This window comes from Falsiroseomonas sp. E2-1-a20, assembly GCF_051433195.1.
Classification (GTDB): Bacteria; Pseudomonadota; Alphaproteobacteria; order Acetobacterales; family Acetobacteraceae; genus Falsiroseomonas.
The window spans coordinates 16,899-35,577 of sequence record NZ_JBHMFT010000035.1 but is presented as its reverse complement, the minus strand read 5'-3'; the positions used below and the strand labels follow the sequence as shown (position 1 = coordinate 35,577).

Sequence of the window (18,679 nt, the reverse complement as noted above, 5' to 3'; positions counted from 1 at the left end):
AAGAGGGGTGTTGCTGCGTTGCAGTCTAGTGTGCAGATGTCGTATCACGCTGGATCATAATACATGGGATCCAGCTGGATGCGAGATGTCAGCGCCCTTCATCCGCGCACGCAAGTCAGCCTGTATGGTCTTCATGTTTCGCGACCTGGTTCCGCCCGCGGCAACCTGCTCGTCAGGGCCGCCGAGGCGCGTCGATGACCCTGCCGGACGCCAAAGTCGCCACCCTTGCAGAGCCGGATTATGTGTCCCGCGTGCGGCGTGAGGCGGCGCAAGCGAAGCTGGTGGCGTTGGGCAGGTCGCACATGCCCGCTCCGCCACACTCTTCCCCCATCCTTGTCTGTGTCCTGAAGAACGAAATTGATCGCCTGGACGATTTCCTGCGCCACTACCGTGAGCGCGGCGTGCGCCGCTTCTGCTTCATCGACAACGCCTCGACCGACGGGACGACCGGGTTTCTTGCGCGGCAGGCCGATGTCGATCTTCTGCAGGAGACGGCACCCTTCAACGCCACCCGAAAGCAGGGGTGGATCATGCGCGCGATGCAGGGGTACGGAGCCGGGCGCTGGTTTCTCTGCGTTGACGCAGATGAGCACATCGTTTTCGACGGCGACGAGGAGCGATCCTTCGAGGATCTTGCGCGGGAGATGGAGGCACGCAACGTCCGGCGTGTCCGCGGCCTTCTCATCGACATGTTCGCGGAGGCGCCATTGCAGAAGTCGCGTTTCTCGCGCGGCGATCGCCTAGTTGACACCTATTCCTTCTACGATGGCGAGGGCTATGCGGAGAGCCGGCACAAGGACGTTATGTCGGTGCGCGGCGGCCCCCGCAAGCGAATGCTGGGGCATCTCGATCCGAAGTTCAATCCCGAGCTGACAAAGTACCCCCTGTTCAAGTTAGGTCAGCAAGACATAATGGCGAGCCCGCACCATTTGTGGCCTTACGAGGATAACTTCGCATCCCCGCGACATCTGGGCATCTTGCACTTCAAGTTTCTTCCAAGTTTCCCCGATAAGGTTCGTGCAGCGGTGGCAACGCGCGCCTACTGGGACGAGAGTCTCGAATACCGCTGCTACGAGGCTGTCCTTCAGCGGAATCCTGACATTGCCGCGCACACGGCGGCCAGCCGGCGCTATGGCGGGCCAGTAAAGCTTGCATCCGATGGACTCATCGCCAGGATGGATTGGGAGCATCCTGTCGGTGCCGCGGGCCGCATGCTGGCCACGGCGCGACACCACCGAGCAAGACTTGCTGCCTCCGCCGCGCCCCCGACGGAGAGTGCCGTCGCGGGATGGGCGGCCCAGGAATTCAGGCCCGCTGCGCCACCGATGACCGCCATTCGAGTCCTTGAGGTTCCTGCGCCTGCGCCGGTGACGCCCGCTGCGTCGACCGCGCCGGCGGGACTGTCCGTGGTGGTGAATGAGCTGCGCGTCGTGGCGCCGAATTACCGGCACATCGACATGACAGTGAACAACCTGCCACTGCCCGCGGGCGGGACGGGTACCGCCCGCTTCAAGCTGGGGCTGAGCGGCATCGCGCCCAGGCTGGAATTCCGCCGGAGAGCCGACTGGCCGCTGTTCGCGCGCGCCTGGCCGGGCACCGAGGAGGATCGCTGGGGCCCCGTGTTCCGCGTCGGTCCGGGCGGGCCCCGCGCCCTTGTCATGTCGCGGATCAGCGACGAGGCCGATCGGGCTGCGCTGGGTGCCGTGATCGACGAGTTACCACAGATCGTGGCTGCCGCCCTGCCGCAGTTGAAGCTCACGATGGAGGACGTCGTGCTGTTCTCGCGCGCTGCGCGCGAGTTGCCGGCGGCACTTGCGTGAAGCAGCACAACCCTTCCCGATCCGCCGCGCCGCAGCGCTCTTTGGACAGAGAGACCCATGACGAACTCTCGTAATGTCGCGGACCTGCGGCGGCTACAGGAGGATCAGGCCACCGCACCCAGCGCCGATGCCACGCCTTCATCGACGGGCGGGCTGACGGAAGCGTCGCTTGCGATGCTGCTTGGCATCCACCTCGCCGAGGTGGAGGCGCGGCTGGATGCCTGGGGCATCGAGATCCGGCGCATGATAGAGGCCTCCGGGCACCGCCTGCCGGAGGCAGGGGGAGTTCCTGCGACGGCAGCCGCCGCCATGGTCCAGGCGTCGGCCCTGGCGATGCCGCCCCCTCCCTTTCCGGGTATCGCCGCCGAACCCGCGGCAGCGAAGCCCTCGACGCTGCTGGCTGCGGCCGCCCCTGTAACCTCCGCGCCGCACTTCGTCGTGTCGGATGAGGCTCCGAAGGGCTTCCACCACTGGGCCGCGGCCTCGATCGCGGCGTGGGACGTGCAGGGCGGACGCGTGGAGAAGAAGGATCCGGCCCTTCTCACCGTGGCCGCACCCGGCACGCTGCGCGCGCAGTCCGAGGAATTCGATGTCGAGGCGGACGTCTTCTACGCGTTGACCTTCATGGGCAAAATTGCGATTGGCACGCGCGAGCTTCGCATCTTCGTTCATGATCCGGCCGTCGGTGTCGATGTGGTCTGCCGCGTCGTCCATGGCCGGTCCGGGGACCTGCTCAAGAACAGGATCGAGTTCCGTTCGTTGCACCGCTCAGGCCGGCTGCGGTTGAGGATCGAGGTCTCTGGCGCGAAGCCTGGGGACAGCGTTGAACTTAAGGACATCTACCTCGTACGGCTCGGTGCGACGGCAGACTTGGTCGCGCGGCAGCCCGCGGAGACCGCAAGCGCGTTGCCTGCCGCCTCCATGGCGACCGTTGTCGGGCGTGAGGAGATGATGCTGGATGCCGTATCAGGCCTGCTGCGGCAGGCGAGCAAGGTACGTGTCTATCTCAACGGTCATACGGACGCACCAGCTCTGCTCGATCATCCGCGCGTCGAACTGGCCTGGTCGCGCGACCACACCGACCTCGGCGACACCGGAAAGTTCTTCTGGGCCGAGGATCCGGCACCGGGTCCGCGGATCGTGGCGGATGACGATTTCATCTTTCCCGTGGATTTCACAGAGCATTTGCAGCGAAGGCTCATCGCGTATGGTCGGCAGGCCGTCGTAGGTGTTCACGGGATCATCCTGCGGCAGCCACTGAAGGATTACTACGCCGATCCGTCCCGCTACGTGCATCGCTACGTGATTGGGGCGGAGCGCGACATCCTCTGCCACACGCTCGGCACCGGGGCCATCTGCTACGATCCCGAAACGCTAAAGTTGACACGCAAGCAGTTCAAGTTCAACAACATGGCCGACATCTGGCTGATGACGGAAGCGATGCAGCAGCGCGTCCCCGTCATCGCGGTATCAAGACCGTACAACTGGCTGATCGACAACCGCGCGAGCAGGCCCGTGGAGTCGATCTACGTGGCTTCCCGCTCCAGCTCATCCTCGGCCTTCAACTCGGCCAAGATGCAGAGCCACGTGACGCGCACGCATGCGCCGATTTCGGTCGTCCCGCGTATGCTGTCCGGTGCCGCCATACCCAAGGTCGCGGTGGTATTCGACGGAACCGCTTCGCTGGATGCGGCGATGGCCGAATTTGAAGCGTGGTTCCGCAGCCGGGATCAGGGGTATGACTGGTTCCTGGTCTTCGTCCTGGCTACGCAGGAACAGGAGAAGGCGCTGGCGGAACTCATCTCGAAGCGTTGGGTGCCGCATGAGGTGCATGTCGTGGGCCCCGCTGCGCTGAAGCGGCCTGGCAGCCTCGTCGATGCCCTCGAACTCCTCGACCGTATCGCGCATAGCACGGGCTTCATGGCGATGCCGGGCGTGCGGCTCAACCGGTCCGGCTGGGCCGAACTTGTCATGCAGGGCCAGGCGGCAGCAGACGAGTTCCTGCTTCTGCAGGATGGTCAGGGGCGCCTGCTCGGCTTCGGTTGGGGGGCGCGGGGCGTCAAGGCCGCGCTTGGCAGCCTGCCTGAGACTGCTGCGGCCCGGCAGTTGGGACTGCTGCAGATCGCGGACTTGGTCCTCGGCAGGAACGCCGCAGCAATGCGGGACCTGCCACCGGCCAGCTTCGAGGCACCGGTCCGGCTGCCGGTGCCGACGGCAGTGAGGCTGCCGCATGCGCGACCGCAGCCTGCCACAAGCGTGGCACCGGCGCGTTGCCTGACAATCAATGACGTGTTCCCGCATGTGATGCTGTTGAACCTGGATCGACGACCAGATCGCCTGGCGATGTTCACACGGCAGGCGGAGCGGGTGGGCCTGCAGTTCGAGCGCTTCAGTGCGGTGGACGGCTCGGCCGAGCCGACGCTGTCCGAATGGCAGGCCTATGCGGCCACGCCCCTGATGCCGTTTCCGGCCGGAACGCAGCCCTTCCGTTGGGAATACGACTTCTACAATACCTATCTCAGCGACAACCATCGTATTGCCCACTGGGAGCATCGCGACGGGAAGAAGACGATTGGCCGCGGCGGCTGGGGATACCAGAAGTCCATGATTGCCATCCTAACCCGCGCGATCGAGGAGGACTGGGAGTCGCTGCTGGTCTTTGACGACGACTGTCTGTTCCACAAGGACCTGGCGACGGAGTTCGATCGGATCATGCGGCAGGTGCCGGAGGACTGGATGCTGCTCAGCCTGGGTGCCTGCCAGTACGCCTGGGAGGATAAATGGATCCGCTGGCACAATGAGAGTCTCTACAACTGCATGGGATCGAGCGCGGCATCCCACGCGGTCGCGATCAGGCGCAGCGCCTTCCCGGCTCTGATGGCCAGCGCGCAGCGCATGGACCTGCCCTTCGACATCGGGGCACTTCACACAGTGAAGCGGACCTTCTGGGACAAGTGCTTCGTCTTCTATCCGAACCTCTTCATCCAAGATGTGTCGGACACGGACATCGGAGAATCAGGGGTTCAATTGAGCGAGGGCGGCAAGATCGGGAACAAGTACCGCTGGGACCTGATGAAGTACGGAAATTAGCTTCCGAATCTTCCGTCCGGCAACCCGGGAGCAGGGCCGGGCTTGACCGGACGACGAGGCGCCTGCGCTAGCGGTGAAGCTGGTATGCCGCGTTTCAGCGGGGCTTCACGGCGCCTGCTCCTCGAAGGGCAGCGGACCAACGCGGTGCGCAATCCGCGTGGTGACGACAGCCCCACGCCCACCAACTGGCAAGTCTTCAACTTTCCCTCGGGCGTCGTCGCTTCCTTCGTCGGCACCGGCGTGGAGGACGGCATTCCCTTTGTGGATCTGCAGATCACCGGCACGCCAGCCGGCGGGAGCACCTCTGCCGGATGGTCACCCGAGAGCGTGGCGGCGATCGCCGCCTCCCCCGGGCAGACGTGGACATCCTCCCTGTTCTGCCGGCTTGGCGGCGGCAGCCTGACCAATCTGGGCCTTTCCTGGGGTTTCCAAGACCGCGACCAGATCGACGGTGGTATGACGCAGTGGATCACGCCGATCAGTCCAACAGCCGCCCGCTTGGAACGCAGCGGTATTCCCGCACGGCCACGATGGGGCGCTGCGCGGCTTATGCCTGGCCCATGATGCGCTACACGCTGACCGCCGGCCAGGCCGTGAACTGCACCCTGCGCCTCGGGGCGCGCAACTCGAGCCCGGCTCCTTCGCCTCGACTACCATTTTCTCCGTCGCGGGATCCTTCCTGGCCGCGACACGTGGGGCCGACTTGGTGACGGCGACGCTCGCAAACCTGGGCGTCGGCGAAGGTGGCACCTGCACTGCCTTGCTGACCGCCCGGATTCCTCAGGCGGCGCCCGCCGGCGTGGACCAGGTGGTGCTCTCGCTCGATGATGGAACGGCCAGCGATCGGATCATCCCGCGCAACCAGGCCAGCGGGAACAGTATCCAGTTGAGCGTCGCGCAAGCCGGCATCCTTGCATCATCCCCGACAGCCGGGACGATGACCCCTGGACTGCCCTTCGCCGTGGGTCTCTCGGTAGATGGGGCGGGTCGGGCAGCGACATCGCTCCAGGGTGCGCCGGTTGCCGCCATCACCGGCTGCCCGACCACGGAACTGAAAACTGCGGATCGGGAACCTGGCCGCCGGGACGGCCGCGCTGTTCGGCGAGAGCGATACGCTGCGCGTCCGACCTCATGCCGCAAGCGATGTCACGCTGGCCGTGTCCATCCCCACGGCGTGACGCGATGCCCCTGCCACGGCTTCCTACCGTCGCATGAGGCATGGTTCAGCGGCCTGGGACAAGAAGGCTTCAGGCAGGGTGCCGACTCCGATCGCCGGAAATGAGCCTGACACGGCATTGCTGCGCGATTGGTTGAGCATCTGCAACCCTGCGGAGTGAGGCCCACGCCTGGGACCGTGGCGGTGAGCGCGCCCCGCAAGGGACGCCCTGTCCAAGACCCGCAGCGCACCCACTACCAAGCACAACGGGGCCCAACCAACATGGAAGGCCATTGGCGGGGTGCGCCTGGTCATGCTCGTACCGTCCTGGCTGCAGGATCTTCAAGCAGCTTTCGTAGTGCCTCAAGAACATGCGGCAGGGAGATCTGGCCAATGCATCGGCAGTCGCCGCCTAGGAACCGACGCGAGTCCGGTTTTGTCTCACAGGGAGCGCATGGTGCATCGACCGCCAGCGTCACACTGCTGTGGCCAAGCGGCCCGCGGACATGGGGCGCCGTCGGTCCGAATAGTGCGACGAGCGGGATGCCGAGCGCGTTTGCGACATTCATCACCCCACTGTCGTTGGCCACGAAGGCGCGGCAGCCCAGCATACGCACCGCCATCTCCTCGATGCTGCCGCCCGTGAGATCCAAAGTACCGGGCACGTGCTCGTCCGCGGTGCCGAAGGAGGCGACCTCCCAACCCTCCTCCTGCAGTGCCACCGCGACTTCGGCGTAGAAGGGCCAGCGCTTGGTCGCCCAGATGCCTGCCTTGGAACCGGAATGCAGTCCGATCAGTCGCCCGCCCTTCGGCACCGTGTAGTGCAGCCCGCCACAGAAGGCGGCACGGACATCCTCAGGCGCATAGTCCAGGCCGAGCAGATGCTTCGCGGCAGCCAGGTTGAACTCCGCTTCGTGCAACGGTGATTCCGCCGTGAAATCCGCCCAGCTTCTAGAGGAAACCACGCGGTCGGCCCGGAAAGATGGCAGCAGCCGACCAAAGCTGTGCGTCAGGAAGACCGTGGCGTAGTGCCGGCGCACCGGGAGGTCCGCGATGTCAAAAACATGCCGGACGTGCTCCGGGGCAGCCATGATGCCGAGGCTGCCCGGCCAGTCGCTGGCCACCACCACATCCACCGGCGCGCCATGATGGCGCGCCAAGTTTCGAATCAGGGGCGTCGCATTGAGCATGTTGCCGATGCCGGAGCCCACGCCGACCAACATCGGCGCCTCCAGCCCTGCCAGCAACTTCCGGAGGCGCGCCCGCTGGCCCGAGAAGGGCAGCCGTGCCGCGTTACGCAACGCCGCTTCGGACACGGCCTGCCAATGTTCGGGATCGCGCCACAGAGGTTCCAGCGCATCGGCCCAGGCTGCGGGTGCCGGGGGCAGCGCCAGGCCACTCTCTCGCAGGAGTCGAGGAACGTTTCCGCGGTCCGAGCCGAGTACCGGCACGCCGTGCCGCTGCGCCTCAACCACCACCCGGCTGAAACTCTCCACGAAGCGGTAGCTGGGCACCAGCACCGCACGGGCGCGGCGGTAGAGCGGCGTCATGTCCTGGGCCTGGGGCAGGACCTCGATATTCGTCACGCCCCGCTCGGCGACCGCGGCGCGGGCCGCGGCAGCGGAGGACTGGTTGGCGATCGCCAGGAAATGCAACTCCGGCAGCAATCCGGCGAGTTCGAGCAGCAGGCCGAAGCCCTTGTCGTCGCGGGCGTTAGCCAGCAGCACACAGTCCCGCTCGGCATGGCTGGGCCGGGCGGCGCCTGCCGGCAAATCCTCCGGCAGCGATGGTACGACCGGCAACCGCGCGCCGAACTGCCGCTCCACGACGTCACGGGTGAAGTCGGAATTGGCATAGGCCGCGTCCATGTCGGCGAGCAGCAGGGGGAAGGTGGAGCGCGGCGTGTGTCCGCTGGGAAAGTCCGGATAGTAGCCGGCGCCCGGGCTACGGGGGTGGAACAACTCCCGCCAGAAATGCACGCCGAAGATCAGCCGAATGTCGAGAAACCGCAGAGCCGCTGCGACTTCGTAGCCAAGGCCGGAGACGACATGGGCGACCACGGCCTCCCGCTCCAGCGCCAGGCGCAACAGCGCGTCGGGATGGCCTGCGATGCGAAGAGCGCCGGGCCCCTCCTCCTCCTCGCCCGAAATGCTGCCGCGCATTGCGACAATCAGGGGCCTGTATCCCAGGTCACCGTAGAGTTCCGCCATCTGATCGAGGAAATGCTCCGCGCCGCCGAACCTGCGCGCGCCAAAGGCGGAGATCAGCAGCGCGACACCATGGCGCGCCGAGCGTGCTGCGCCAGGACCAAAGACATAGGGGTTGCGCGACGCAGCCTCGGCCAGCGCGGCGAGGCCCGCATCCTCGGCGACCACGCCAGCGCGCAACAGTGCCAGCAGGTAGTCGCGCCGCCACAGGTGCGGGCCGCCGGGCTCCGCCTGTACCGCGGCGGCGCGGTCCGGGATGGTCTTGCGCTCGCGTTCCAGGAAGGTCCGGGCATGCGCGAGGCCGGCTAGCGACAGGGGCGAGAGGCACAACCAATCGCCCGGTGCGGCTGCCAGCCGTGCGGAGAGGCTCCTGGTCTGCGTGATCATCCGCGCGGGGTCGGGTCGGCCAGCACGCCAAGGCGCCAGGAGCTGGTCTGGCGCGCGGCGACCCAACGCTCCAGCACACGAGAGGCGGCGAGCGCGGCATCGCTTGCGGGTGCGAGCTCGACGCCGCGCCGCGCCGCTGCCAGCGCCTCCTCCACGCGGTCGAGGCGCGTGAGGATACGCGCCCGTTCGAGCGGATAGGCGGGGCGCGCCGGCTCACGCCGCTCCGCCTCCTCCATCGCTTCCAGCGCAGCCTCAACTTCGCCCCTCTGCATCAGCAGGCCTGCCAGGTCGCGCAGCGGGCGTCCATCACGCCGCATCATCGCCGCGGCCTCGCGCAGCATCGCGATTGCGATGTCCAGCAGTTCTGGATACTCAGGCGCGACGCCCATGCCGCCATTCGCGGCCAGCGCCATCATCCGCCCACATTGCAGCACGTAGAGCGGCTCGGTTGGCTTCAGCACGCGGCAGCGGCCGTAGATGCCGGCGGCCTCGGCATGGCGCTGCTGCGCTTCAAGCGCGGTGCCGAGGCGGTAAAGCGCGGCATGATCTTCCTGCGCACCGTCCTCGAGCCAGCGCAGCACCGCCTCCGCCTCCTCCGCGCGGCCCTGCTCCAGCAGGCCGACGCCGTGCGCCAATACGATCCGCACGTCGCGCGGCGCGGCAACCTCGGCCTCGGCGGTCGCTGCCAGCCAGTCGCGCGCCGTCAGCGCTTCCGCAATGCGGGAGGCAACCGGGGCGACGGGCGGCGTGGTGAGGCGAGAGACTGCCTCCTGCACGGCGGAGGAAAGCCGAGGCTCCACGCGCGGGATCGACGGTGGCGCCCCTGGCGACGGCACGGCAACCAGGGCAGGCGCGACCAAGGGCTGCAGAGCCGCCAGTGCCCCGGGCCTTGGCAAAGCCGTCGCGAGCGGTCGGGCTGGGCGTGGGACCATAGGCGGCAGTACGGGGGACGGATTCCGGGCGGCCGGCGGTGGCGAGGCTTCAACCGCGACGCTATCCACCGCCGGCTTCTGAAAAGTGAAGGTGGCATCCGCCGCCTGTCGTCCCGGCAGGGCCGACAGCACGATATCCGCCCCGTCGCCCGAGACAAGCTCCCTCGGCAGTTCCACGCGGAAGCCGTGGCGGCCAGTGCCGATGCCGTTGCGTAGCAGATCGCCACGTAGGATGTCCGCCACATGACGCCCAGCCATCTGGCCGTTGACCTCGATCTCGAATTCTAGCGCCTGCTCGGGCTGCTGTGGGTTCAAGGCCCAGCCGACCAGGATGTGGCCTTCCAGGCGCTCGATCTTTCCACGCAGCGTCGGATGGGCGAAGGAACTGGGACCGCGCGGGGTCAGCAAGATGTGGGATACTCCGGCAAGAGCTGGCTGGATCGCGGGCCATACACGCCCGCGCGCGACCGACGCGATGAATACCCTGTGGTTGCAGAGGCGGGCAAGCTCAAGCGTTGCGGGAGGGCCAAGCGCCACGGGATTGCGTCGTGATGCCGGTGCGGCACGGGCATGACCCCGTGATCATCAAGCGGCGTGCGCGACGGCGCGTCCCGACGTGCAGCGGCCACGCGGCACTGCCCAGGGGCGCCGGCCCACGGCAGGACACCAGGGCCTAGAACCTGATCGCCAGAGGCTGGAACCGCCGCCGGCGTAGATCACGCGAAATACCACAAGGCTGGACCATGATCAGCGCTTCTGTCGGGGCGGATCACGGTCTAGCTTGGCGCAGCCGCTCGCCCTGCTCCGCGAAGGTCGTCATAGGCATCGCCCAGCATGCGGCTGATCCGCAACGGATGCAGGTGGCGTGCCCGCGCCTTGCAGGCTTGCGCGACCTCAGCTTGCGCGGCCGCCGGCATAGTAAGCGCCAAGGCAGCCGCGCGGCGGAGATCGGCTGCCGAGCCCGGCGTGAACAGCAGCGGATGCGCCAGCGACGGCATCAGTTCCAGAAGCCCGGGCAGACGTGGCGCGACGATTGGTACACCAAAGGTTAAGGCGAGCAGCGCGACGCCAGAACTGAGATGCCGCTCATAATCCAGCACCACGGCACGTGCGCCACGAACGAGGTCGCCGAGTTCCGCGTCCGGTACGCGGCGGATGTTGAGACGTACGGTGTGCCGGTCCGCGCAGGCTGTGGCGAGTGTCGCGGCCGCAGGATCGCCCGGCATCGGGTCTCCCGAGATGTGCAGCTCGGCATCCAGCGCGGTTAGGAAGGTTTCGGTCAGCGTTTCCACCAGCCGGTCTAGCCGCTTGTAGGTCCTGATCTTGCCCAACGCGAGCAGGGCCGGCTGCCGTCGACGGACCGGCCCCGCCTGGCTGCGCGCCTCCGGCTCATAGACACCAAGATAGGAGGGGTGCGGCAGCAGGGTCGTCTTGTGACCCACCGTACCAACCTGCGCCTCCAGCATCGCAAGCGCCTCGGTTGTGTGCACCAAGATCCGATCCGCCTCTACAGCTATGGCGCGACGCAGCGAAAGGAAGGTCTCGGGCTGCGCATCCTCGTGCGGGGCGCTGTTATGCACGGTCCAGGCGACGCGCCCTCCGCAGCGCCGGAACTCCGCCAGCCGCGTCGTGAAGTGCCGCACCACGAGACGTGCCTCGGCGGCGCTCGGGATGCCACGCAACAGGTGCTCCTCCCAGTGCAGATGGAGCAGCGTCGAGTCCTCTTCGGAGACCAGCTGAAATGCATCGTCCAGCGTGCCTCGGATGCACTCGTAGCGGCCGGCGAGGGCGGCGTAGATCAGCCCGTGATACGGGTTGTCCTGGTAGACCGTGCTGTTGATCACTGCGACCGGCGCGGCTGGGACGTCTCTGGTCATTGCGACACCTGCTGGCGATCGCTGCGTGACGGTAGCTGGAACAGGAGTGCTGCAGCAGGAACGGGAGCCGCCCTCTGCGGGCGGGCGCCCTCGGGTTCTACCGCATCGGGAGACGGAGCCCGGCCTGCCGGCCTCTTCGCCTCCACAAATGCGCGCGCCGACGCCGAGCATCCTGGTGGTTCTGACGGCCGGAAGAAGCTGGCGGCCTCGCAGGCATCGAACCTGCAACCGCGTGCTCCATCCTCGGCGATCCTGCACTCGGAATGGAAGCCACGCGCGGTGACCTCGTCCTGCCCCTCACGCCCACGCAGGGCGATGTCCAGCGCAGCCCATGGCTCCGCGCCACCGACGCGCACCTTCGCGTTGCAGGACGGCCAACCGATTCCGCCCACGTCGCCGCCCATCCGCAATCTGCTCCAGGCAGTTCCCTGCCGTGCCAGGTCCCGCAGACTTCTGCCCATGACAGTGCGGGCGCGGCCGGCAGCTCGCACCGAAATTCTCGCCGATTGTGCCGATGGGCTAAGCAGAGGCTGCTCGTACATCATGGCCAGGATTCACGGCGTGAACTCCGGCAAAATGTCGATCGGTGCACTGAATCGGCGCTCTGCCAGCGGGAAGGGCATGCGGGCGCCGAGATCGCCGGCGCGGATGCGCGCGTGGAAGTACGCCGCGGCCTCATGGTAGGCGGCGCGGATCGGCGTGAATCCGGTGCGGGAGAGTCCGAATTCCTCGTTCGCGGTCAGGCTGTCCGATCGCGCTCGGCCGAACAGCAGTGGCCAGCGCAAGCGTGGCACTGCACGGCTGCCGAAGACCAGGCCCATGCGCTGGATGAACTCCAGGTCGGCAGCGATGCGGACGCTGTCGAAGAAGCCCAGCCTCTCCAGCACGGGCGCACGACGGAAAACCAGCGAGATGCAGCAGGAGTGCGAGATTTGGCCGCCTGCCTTCACGACGATACGACCCTCGCTCGTCATACGCAGCCAGTCGGTGGTGAGGCCGACCAAATCGGGTCGGCGCTGCAGCACGCCCAGGCTGCAGGCAAGCCGGTCCGGGTGCGACCAGTCATCCGAATCCTGCAGCGCGATGAACGTGCCGCGCGCCTGCAGCAGGCCCATGTTCTTGCTGACATAGGTGCCGTCATTCGTGGTCTTCAGGATGACGCGCACCCGCGGGTCAGCGCTTTCGAAGGCCTCCAGCACCGCGGGTGTGCCGTCGGTGCTGGCATCGTCCACGATCAGCAGTTCCAGGTTTCGATAGCTCTGGTCCAGGATCGATCGGATGGCCGTTGGAGCCAAGGCTTTGACATTCCAGGTCGTCATCACTACGGAAACCATCGGCCCGTCGAAGTGCGGCGGTTGCGATCCTGCGTCGCGGGGCGGCGCGCCATGTCCATACAGCTGGTCGAATGGCATGGTGCCAAGCGATGGATCGCGCCGCACCGGCCGCGCGCCGTGACGGGCGAACATCAGGTCGAGGTGCGAGAGCGCTGCGTTCCAGTCACCGCCGCGCGCGGTTGCGGCACAGAGGAAGAGTGGCAGCTCGACGGGGTGATGCTGCGCCGCGCCTGCCCTGCAAAGTTCGTTGGCTTGTGCGGCTGCCGCGGCATCCTGGCCGAGTTCCAGCGCGGCGGCGGCGGCGAGCATGCGGAGTTCGTGATCCTCCGGCTGCTGAGGGATCCAGCGGGCGGCCTCGGCGGCTGCGGCTTCAAAGCGGCCTGCAAAGAAATGGTTGCGCGCATGCTCGCGCCGCACGCCGGGAAAGCCGGAATCGAGATGCGCGGCGAGCAGTGCCTGTGCCGCCTCGATCTTGCCAAGGGCGCGCAGGGCCTTGGCCGCGGCATTGATGGCACGCTCATTCCGTCCCGATAGGGGTAGCTTCCCGTATGCGGCGAGGACGGCCGCTCCGTCGCCGCTGTCGAGCGCAAGCCCGATTAGCATCTGCACTGGCGCGGCCCAGCCGGGCTGCTCGGCCGCGAGCTGTGCCAGCAGCGCGGTCGCGTCTTCCGTTTGTCCGGCGGCGATGGAAAGGCGCGCGAGATCCAGCCGCAGCGCGGCCGAGGTGCGGTCGGTCGCGAGCTTGCGGTGTAGCGCCGCGGCACGCCCCGCGAGCAGTGCATCGAGCCGTGCCTGCGGGCGCAGCGGGTCGGTACGCGCAAGGTCGAGTTCAAAGGTTAGCAGCCGCTCCGCTGCCGCCTCGTGGTCCGGCTGGATGGCCAGCAGGTGCTCGAGCGTTGCCACGGCACCGGAATAGTCGTTCTGGCGTCGATGCGCCTGGGCGCGCAGCATCAGCGCATCCGTGTCGTTCGGCCTGCGGTCCAGCGCCGCGTCTGCGAAGGCAAGTCCATCCGCCGGCCGCCCATCCGCAACGGCGAGCCGCGACAACGCGCACAGCAACGGGTAGCCCGCCGACGGCCCGGGAGGCAGCAGGCTCAACGCATCGAGGAACAGCCAGGCGCTGGCAGCCAGGTCAGGATCGGATGGCAGCGCGAAGGGATCGAGCAGCCCCAGCCGCCCGGCGGCCGCGAGTGCTCTGGCCACCACCGGCGGCGATGCAAAGCCTTCCGCTAGCGCAAGGACCGCCATCCGCGGCTCCGCGGCGAGCCTGTCTGGCGAGAATTCGGGCGGCTCGCCCGCTACGCGTGCCGACAGGCGCGCAGCGCGTGCGGTCAGACCGGTAATCTTCAGCGCGAGAGGCTGGACAGGGGCGAGCGCCGCGGCGGCGCCGGGCAGGTCGCCGCCGGCGGCCAGCAGCTCCGCCAGGAAAAGCCAAGCTTCGAGGAACTGCGGCGCCTCCTCCGTCGCGCGACGGGTCAAACGGATCGCCTCGGCACGCTGGCCGGCCAGCGCATGCGCTCGCGCACGAACAACATAGCGCTCCACACGCTCACGCAGCCGGGCGGCATCGGCTTTGGCTACTGTGCGGCGGATCGGCAGCGCCGGACCGAGGGGGCTGCCGGCGGGATTGAGGACAGTGAGGCTGCCGGCGAAGGTCGTTGGCTCGAATCCTGCCAGCGGCAGGGCGAGCACCGCCTTCGACATGGCGGGATCCGGCACCATCGCCTGGCATAGCTCGGTTGCGACGGGCGCGTGCAGGACGAGCCTCACCTCGACGCCACCGGCGGCGCTCACCGCCAACCGCAGCTCGTCACGCCAGTCCAGGGTGAAGGGCAGGGGCGCATCGGGATCGAGCAGAGCGAGCACCGCAAGCAGGTGCTCAAGCCGGGCGCGTCCGGTGGTATCCAGGGCCAGCAAGATGGCTTGCAACGCCGGTGTGCCGAGCAGCACGATGATTTCGCGCCGCCATGCCGCAACATGCTCCGGCGCACGCCCAAACAGCCGGGCGAGCATGGCGCGCTCAGCGGGCAGGAGCGGCGGCAGCGTGGCATGGCGCAGCGGCCGACCGGCAATCAGCGCGCCCAGCACCTCCACCTCGAACTCCGGCATGAGCAGCAGCCGAAGCAGGAGCGCCGCGGCATCGAGTGGCGGCGGGCCCGGCACTGGGCGTGGCGCCCGACCCAGGACCAGTGCGTGCAGGACGCGGTCGAGATCCGGTGTCACCGCTGCACAGAAAAGCGGCGAGGCCAGTAGTGGATCCGTCGCCGCCTGCGTCGCCAGCGCCCGGTCGCGCCAGGCGGCCAGCGCGCCCGTCCCGTCGAGGCCCTCTGCCGCGATGCAAGAAGCAGGATGCAGCAGCAGGCGCAGCAGCAGCCGCGGCCAAGGCTCATCAGGCCCGGCCAGGGCAGCGCCGCCGTCGATCAGCTGCATGGCGACCGCCCGCGCTGCGACACCGGGACCCGCCACGTGCTGCGCCGGGGCCTCCATCAAGGGTGCCAGGATCCGTTCAGCGAAAGCGGGCGAAGAGACAAGGGCACGGGCCGCCTCGCGCAGCTCCATATTCTTGATTGGCGGCGCCTCCCTTGCCTCGGGCCCGAACAGCAGCACGGCCAGCGCGGCGGGCCAGTCCGCAGGCGGGTCCGGCACGGCGGGTGCGACAGGCGGGGCCTCCGGCCCGACCTCCGTGGAGGACATGGCCCGCCGCAGGGTTGCAGCGAGGCTCGGTGCCTTGCCCTCGATGCCGGCCAGTACACCGGGCGCGTGTAGCCAATCGACCAGCACGCCCGGCCAGCGCCGCCGGGGTGCAACCTCTAACCCCAGCATCGCGCCGAGCCAGGCGCGCATCGGCGGGTCCACCAGCATGTCACCCGCTGCCGAGATCGCTGCGAGCAGCTCATGCTTCGCGCCGGCCACCGGCGCCAGGCGTGGCAGCACCTTCTGGCGGGCCTCTCCGGAGGCCAGGATGTGCAACAGCACCCCGTAGAGCGGCTTTCCGATGTGAAAATCGACATCCGCCGCGCGTCCGGGCCGTCGGCCGAGTGCCAGGCGGAATGCCATCTCTACATCGGCGGCATCGGCCAGCCGGGACGGATTGCGGAGCGGGATCAACGGCTGGGTCTGGCCGCGCGCCGGGCGACGCCCTGCCTGCTGCCACCTGGCTTCATCTGGAAGGGATCATTCAGGAGGGCCAAGAGAAGCCGCTAGATCACGCCGGCCCGCAGCAAATCGTGCAGGTGCAGGATTCCCACCGGCCGCCGGTCATCGCCGACCACGAAGACGCTGGTGATGCTGTGCTCGTTCATCGTGCCCAGCAGTTCAGCGGCCAGGGCCTGGGGCGAGGTGGTGCGCGGCGCGCGGGTCATTGCCACCTCCACCGCCACATCCAGGTCCAACCCGTTCTGAAAAGCGCGCCGAAGGTCGCCGTCGGTCAGGACGCCCGCCAAGCAGCCATTCTGGTCGACCACGCCAGTAATGCCGAAGCGGCGGGAAGTCATTTCCATGATCGCCTCGCGCAGCGTCGACGCCAGGGCGACGCTTGGGATCTCATCGCCAGCATGCATCAGGTCCCGCGCCCGCATCAACTGCGCCCCGAGCTTGCCGCCGGGATGGAAGGACCGGAAATCTGCCGGTGAGAAGCCACGGGCCTGCAACAGGCAGATCGCCAGCGCATCGCCCATCGCCAGTTGCATGGTGGTGCTGGTGGTGGGGGCCAGGCCGTTCGGGCAGGCCTCCGGCATGCGCGGCAGCGCCAGCAGGATGTCGGCGGCGCTACCCAGCGCGCTGTCCGGCCGCGAGGTGAGGGCGATCAGCGGCACGTTGAAGCGGCGGGCATAGGCAATCACATCGGCAAGCTCCGGCGCCTCCCCCGACCAGGACAGCGCCAGCACGGCATCCTGCCGGGTGATCATGCCCAGGTCGCCATGGCTGGCCTCGGCGGGGTGGACGAACATCGCTGGCGTGCCGGTGGAGGCGAGGGTCGAGGCGATCTTGCGGCTGACATGACCAGACTTGCCCATGCCGGTGACGATCAGCCGGCCAGGCCGGGCCAGGACCAGCGAGACCGCCTCGATCGCCTTGCTGCCCAGCGGCCCCTCCAGCGCCTGCCGCAACTCCTGCAGACCCTCCACCTCCAGGGTGAGGGTTCGCACCATGGCCTCCCGGCGCAGATCATCGGTCATGCCAGGAGGTCCCGCGCGCGTTCGAGATCGGCGGGCGTATCAACCCCCAGCGGCACATCCTCGACGGCCACGGCCTCGATCCGCATGCCAGCCTCCAGCGCGCGAAGCTGTTCCAGCTTCTCCCGCAGTTCGAGCGGCGAGGGGGGGAGTGCGATGAAGCGGTCGAGCGAGGTGCGGCGCCAGCCATACAGCCCGATGTGATGATACAGCGGCCCGTCGCCCCAGGGCGCCGTGGCGCGCGTGAAGTACAGGCAGCGAAAATGCCCCTGCGTCAGGCGCGAGCCCACCATCTTCACCACCGAGGAGGCGGTGCGCTCCTCCTCCCGCTCGATCTCGGCGACCAATGTGGCAAGGTCCACCGCCGGGTCGTGGAGCGGCGCCAGCACGGCGCGGATCGCCGCGGGGGCGATGGTCGGCAGATCGCCCTGGACGTTGATCACCACGTCATGCCGACCGTCGGGGTCGAGGGCCTGCAGCGCTTCGTGGATGCGGTCGGAGCCCGAGGGGTGGTCGGCCCGGGTCATCTGCACTCTTCCGCCCACCTTGCGGATGGCCTCGGCGATATCTGCCGCATCGGTCGCGACCACAACCTCGCCGATCGCGGCTTCCATGGCGCGGCGCCAGACATGGACGATCATCGGCGTGCCGTGGATGTCGGCCAGCGGCTTGCCGGGCAGGCGGCTCGCCGATAGGCGGGCCGGGATCAGAACGATGGGGCTCATGTGGCGGTCGTGTCTGCCGAGAAAGCCTTCACCAAGGCGTCGATCGCCATCAGGCGGCGCAGCAGCCCCTCGAACTGGCGCAGCGGCACCATGTTGGGGCCGTCGGAGGGGGCGTTGTCGGGGTCCTCATGCGTCTCAATGAACAGGCCGGCGACGCCGACCGCGACGGCGGCGCGGGCCAGCGTCTCCACGAATTCGCGCTGGCCGCCGGAGGAGGTGCCCTGGCCGCCGGGCTGCTGCACCGAATGGGTGGCGTCGAAGATCACCGGCAGGCCGGTCTGCTGCGCCATGATCGGCAGAGAGCGCATGTCGGACACCAGGGTGTTGTAGCCGAAGGAGGCGCCGCGCTCGGTCAGCAGCACGCGCGCGTTGCCGGCGCCGGTCAGCTTGGCGGCGACGTTCTTCATGTCCCACGGCGCCAGGAACTGGCCTTTCTTGACGTTCACCGCCCGCCCGGTCGCGGCCGCCGCCAGCAGCAGGTCGGTCTGCCGGCAGAGGAAGGCGGGGATTTGCAGCACGTCCACCACCTCGGCCAGCGGCGCGCACTGGGCGGCGTCATGCACATCGGTCAGCACCGGCAGGCCCAGGCTTTCCCGGATCTCGGCGAAGACCGGCAGAGCGGCGGCCATGCCGACCCCACGCGCGGCCTGGGACGAGGTGCGGTTCGCCTTGTCGAAGCTGGTCTTGTAGATCAGGCCGATCCCCAGCCGTCTGGTGATCTCCTTCAGTGCGGCGGCGGTCTCCAGCGCATGAGCGCGGCTTTCCATCTGGCAGGGGCCGGCAATCAGGGCGATGGGCAGGTGGTTGGCCAGGCGGACCTGCCCAACATCCACCGGAATTTGACGGACGCTCATGCCATGGGCATTACACCGGTAGGTCGAGAACGCCAATGCTGCATGCTGCGGTGCAACGTGGTCTCAGACCAGTGGTCACCCCCCTCGACAGATTTACCCCGGATCCAGCAAAAGCATAATGG

The 18,679-nt window shown here is 67.9% G+C and carries 10 protein-coding genes; 3 read left to right on the top strand and 7 right to left on the bottom strand.

All coding sequences use genetic code 11. The annotated features are described in order from the left end of the window. The first annotated feature begins 194 nt into the window (after positions 1–194). The 3 genes from ACFHPP_RS25475 to ACFHPP_RS25465 all read left to right on the top strand — a co-directional run bounded on the left by ACFHPP_RS25475 (position 195) and on the right by ACFHPP_RS25465 (position 5,474). Positions 195–1,820 (top strand): glycosyltransferase family 2 protein, encoded by a 1,626-nt coding sequence (locus ACFHPP_RS25475; protein WP_437166050.1) that lies wholly within the window; start codon positions 195–197, stop codon positions 1,818–1,820. Positions 1,821–1,877: 57 nt separating this feature from the next. After that, positions 1,878–4,910: a glycosyltransferase family 25 protein gene (locus ACFHPP_RS25470; protein ID WP_437166049.1), complete on the top strand. Its 3,033-nt coding sequence runs from the start codon at positions 1,878–1,880 to the stop codon at positions 4,908–4,910. An 84-nt stretch (positions 4,911–4,994) separates the two neighbouring features. Beyond that, the gene (locus ACFHPP_RS25465) at positions 4,995–5,474 is read left to right on the top strand and encodes a hypothetical protein (protein WP_437166048.1); all 480 of its coding nucleotides are present in this window, start codon (positions 4,995–4,997) and stop codon (positions 5,472–5,474) included. A 903-nt stretch (positions 5,475–6,377) separates the two neighbouring features. Here the strand turns inward: ACFHPP_RS25465 and ACFHPP_RS25460 are convergent. The 7 genes from ACFHPP_RS25460 to kdsA all read right to left on the bottom strand — a co-directional run bounded on the left by ACFHPP_RS25460 (position 6,378) and on the right by kdsA (position 18,557). Continuing rightward, positions 6,378–8,660 (bottom strand): glycosyltransferase family 9 protein, encoded by a 2,283-nt coding sequence (locus tag ACFHPP_RS25460; protein WP_437166047.1) that lies wholly within the window; start codon positions 8,658–8,660, stop codon positions 6,378–6,380. Continuing rightward, positions 8,657–10,000 carry a tetratricopeptide repeat protein gene (locus ACFHPP_RS25455; RefSeq protein WP_437166046.1) on the bottom strand — a complete coding sequence of 448 codons (1,344 nt, stop codon included), beginning with the start codon at positions 9,998–10,000 and terminating at the stop codon, positions 8,657–8,659. Before ACFHPP_RS25455 ends, ACFHPP_RS25460 begins: the two co-directional genes overlap by 4 nt. Before the next feature lie 368 nt (positions 10,001–10,368). After that, on the bottom strand, positions 10,369–11,469 hold the full coding sequence (locus tag ACFHPP_RS25450) for a glycosyltransferase (protein ID WP_437166045.1): 1,101 nt from the start codon (positions 11,467–11,469) through the stop codon (positions 10,369–10,371). Positions 11,470–12,023: 554 nt separating this feature from the next. Further along, a complete protein-coding gene (locus ACFHPP_RS25445) occupies positions 12,024–15,911 on the bottom strand; it encodes a glycosyltransferase (RefSeq protein WP_437166044.1) in 3,888 nt (1,295 codons plus the stop codon). Between the two features lie 92 nt (positions 15,912–16,003). After that, a complete protein-coding gene (locus ACFHPP_RS25440; RefSeq protein ID WP_437166043.1) occupies positions 16,004–16,981 on the bottom strand; it encodes a KpsF/GutQ family sugar-phosphate isomerase in 978 nt (325 codons plus the stop codon). Continuing rightward, positions 16,978–17,703, bottom strand: coding sequence for a 3-deoxy-manno-octulosonate cytidylyltransferase (locus ACFHPP_RS25435; protein WP_437166042.1), 726 nt, complete (start codon positions 17,701–17,703; stop codon positions 16,978–16,980). The genes ACFHPP_RS25440 and ACFHPP_RS25435 overlap by 4 nt, the downstream gene beginning before the upstream one ends. Then, complete coding sequence (gene kdsA, locus ACFHPP_RS25430) at positions 17,700–18,557, bottom strand: 3-deoxy-8-phosphooctulonate synthase (protein WP_437166041.1); 858 nt, start codon at positions 18,555–18,557, stop codon at positions 17,700–17,702. Before kdsA ends, ACFHPP_RS25435 begins: the two co-directional genes overlap by 4 nt. Positions 18,558–18,679: the final 122 nt, after the last annotated feature.

Coding starts and splice junctions, on each gene's coding strand:
- ACFHPP_RS25460 (WP_437166047.1), bottom strand. CDS start 8,660: ATGATCACGCAGACCAGGAGCCTCTCCGCACGGCTGGCAGCCGCACCG.
- ACFHPP_RS25450 (WP_437166045.1), bottom strand. CDS start 11,469: ATGACCAGAGACGTCCCAGCCGCGCCGGTCGCAGTGATCAACAGCACG.
- ACFHPP_RS25440 (WP_437166043.1), bottom strand. CDS start 16,981: ATGACCGATGATCTGCGCCGGGAGGCCATGGTGCGAACCCTCACCCTG.
- ACFHPP_RS25435 (WP_437166042.1), bottom strand. CDS start 17,703: ATGAGCCCCATCGTTCTGATCCCGGCCCGCCTATCGGCGAGCCGCCTG.
- ACFHPP_RS25465 (WP_437166048.1), top strand. CDS start 4,995: ATGCCGCGTTTCAGCGGGGCTTCACGGCGCCTGCTCCTCGAAGGGCAG.
- ACFHPP_RS25475 (WP_437166050.1), top strand. CDS start 195: ATGACCCTGCCGGACGCCAAAGTCGCCACCCTTGCAGAGCCGGATTAT.
- ACFHPP_RS25470 (WP_437166049.1), top strand. CDS start 1,878: ATGACGAACTCTCGTAATGTCGCGGACCTGCGGCGGCTACAGGAGGAT.
- kdsA (WP_437166041.1), bottom strand. CDS start 18,557: ATGAGCGTCCGTCAAATTCCGGTGGATGTTGGGCAGGTCCGCCTGGCC.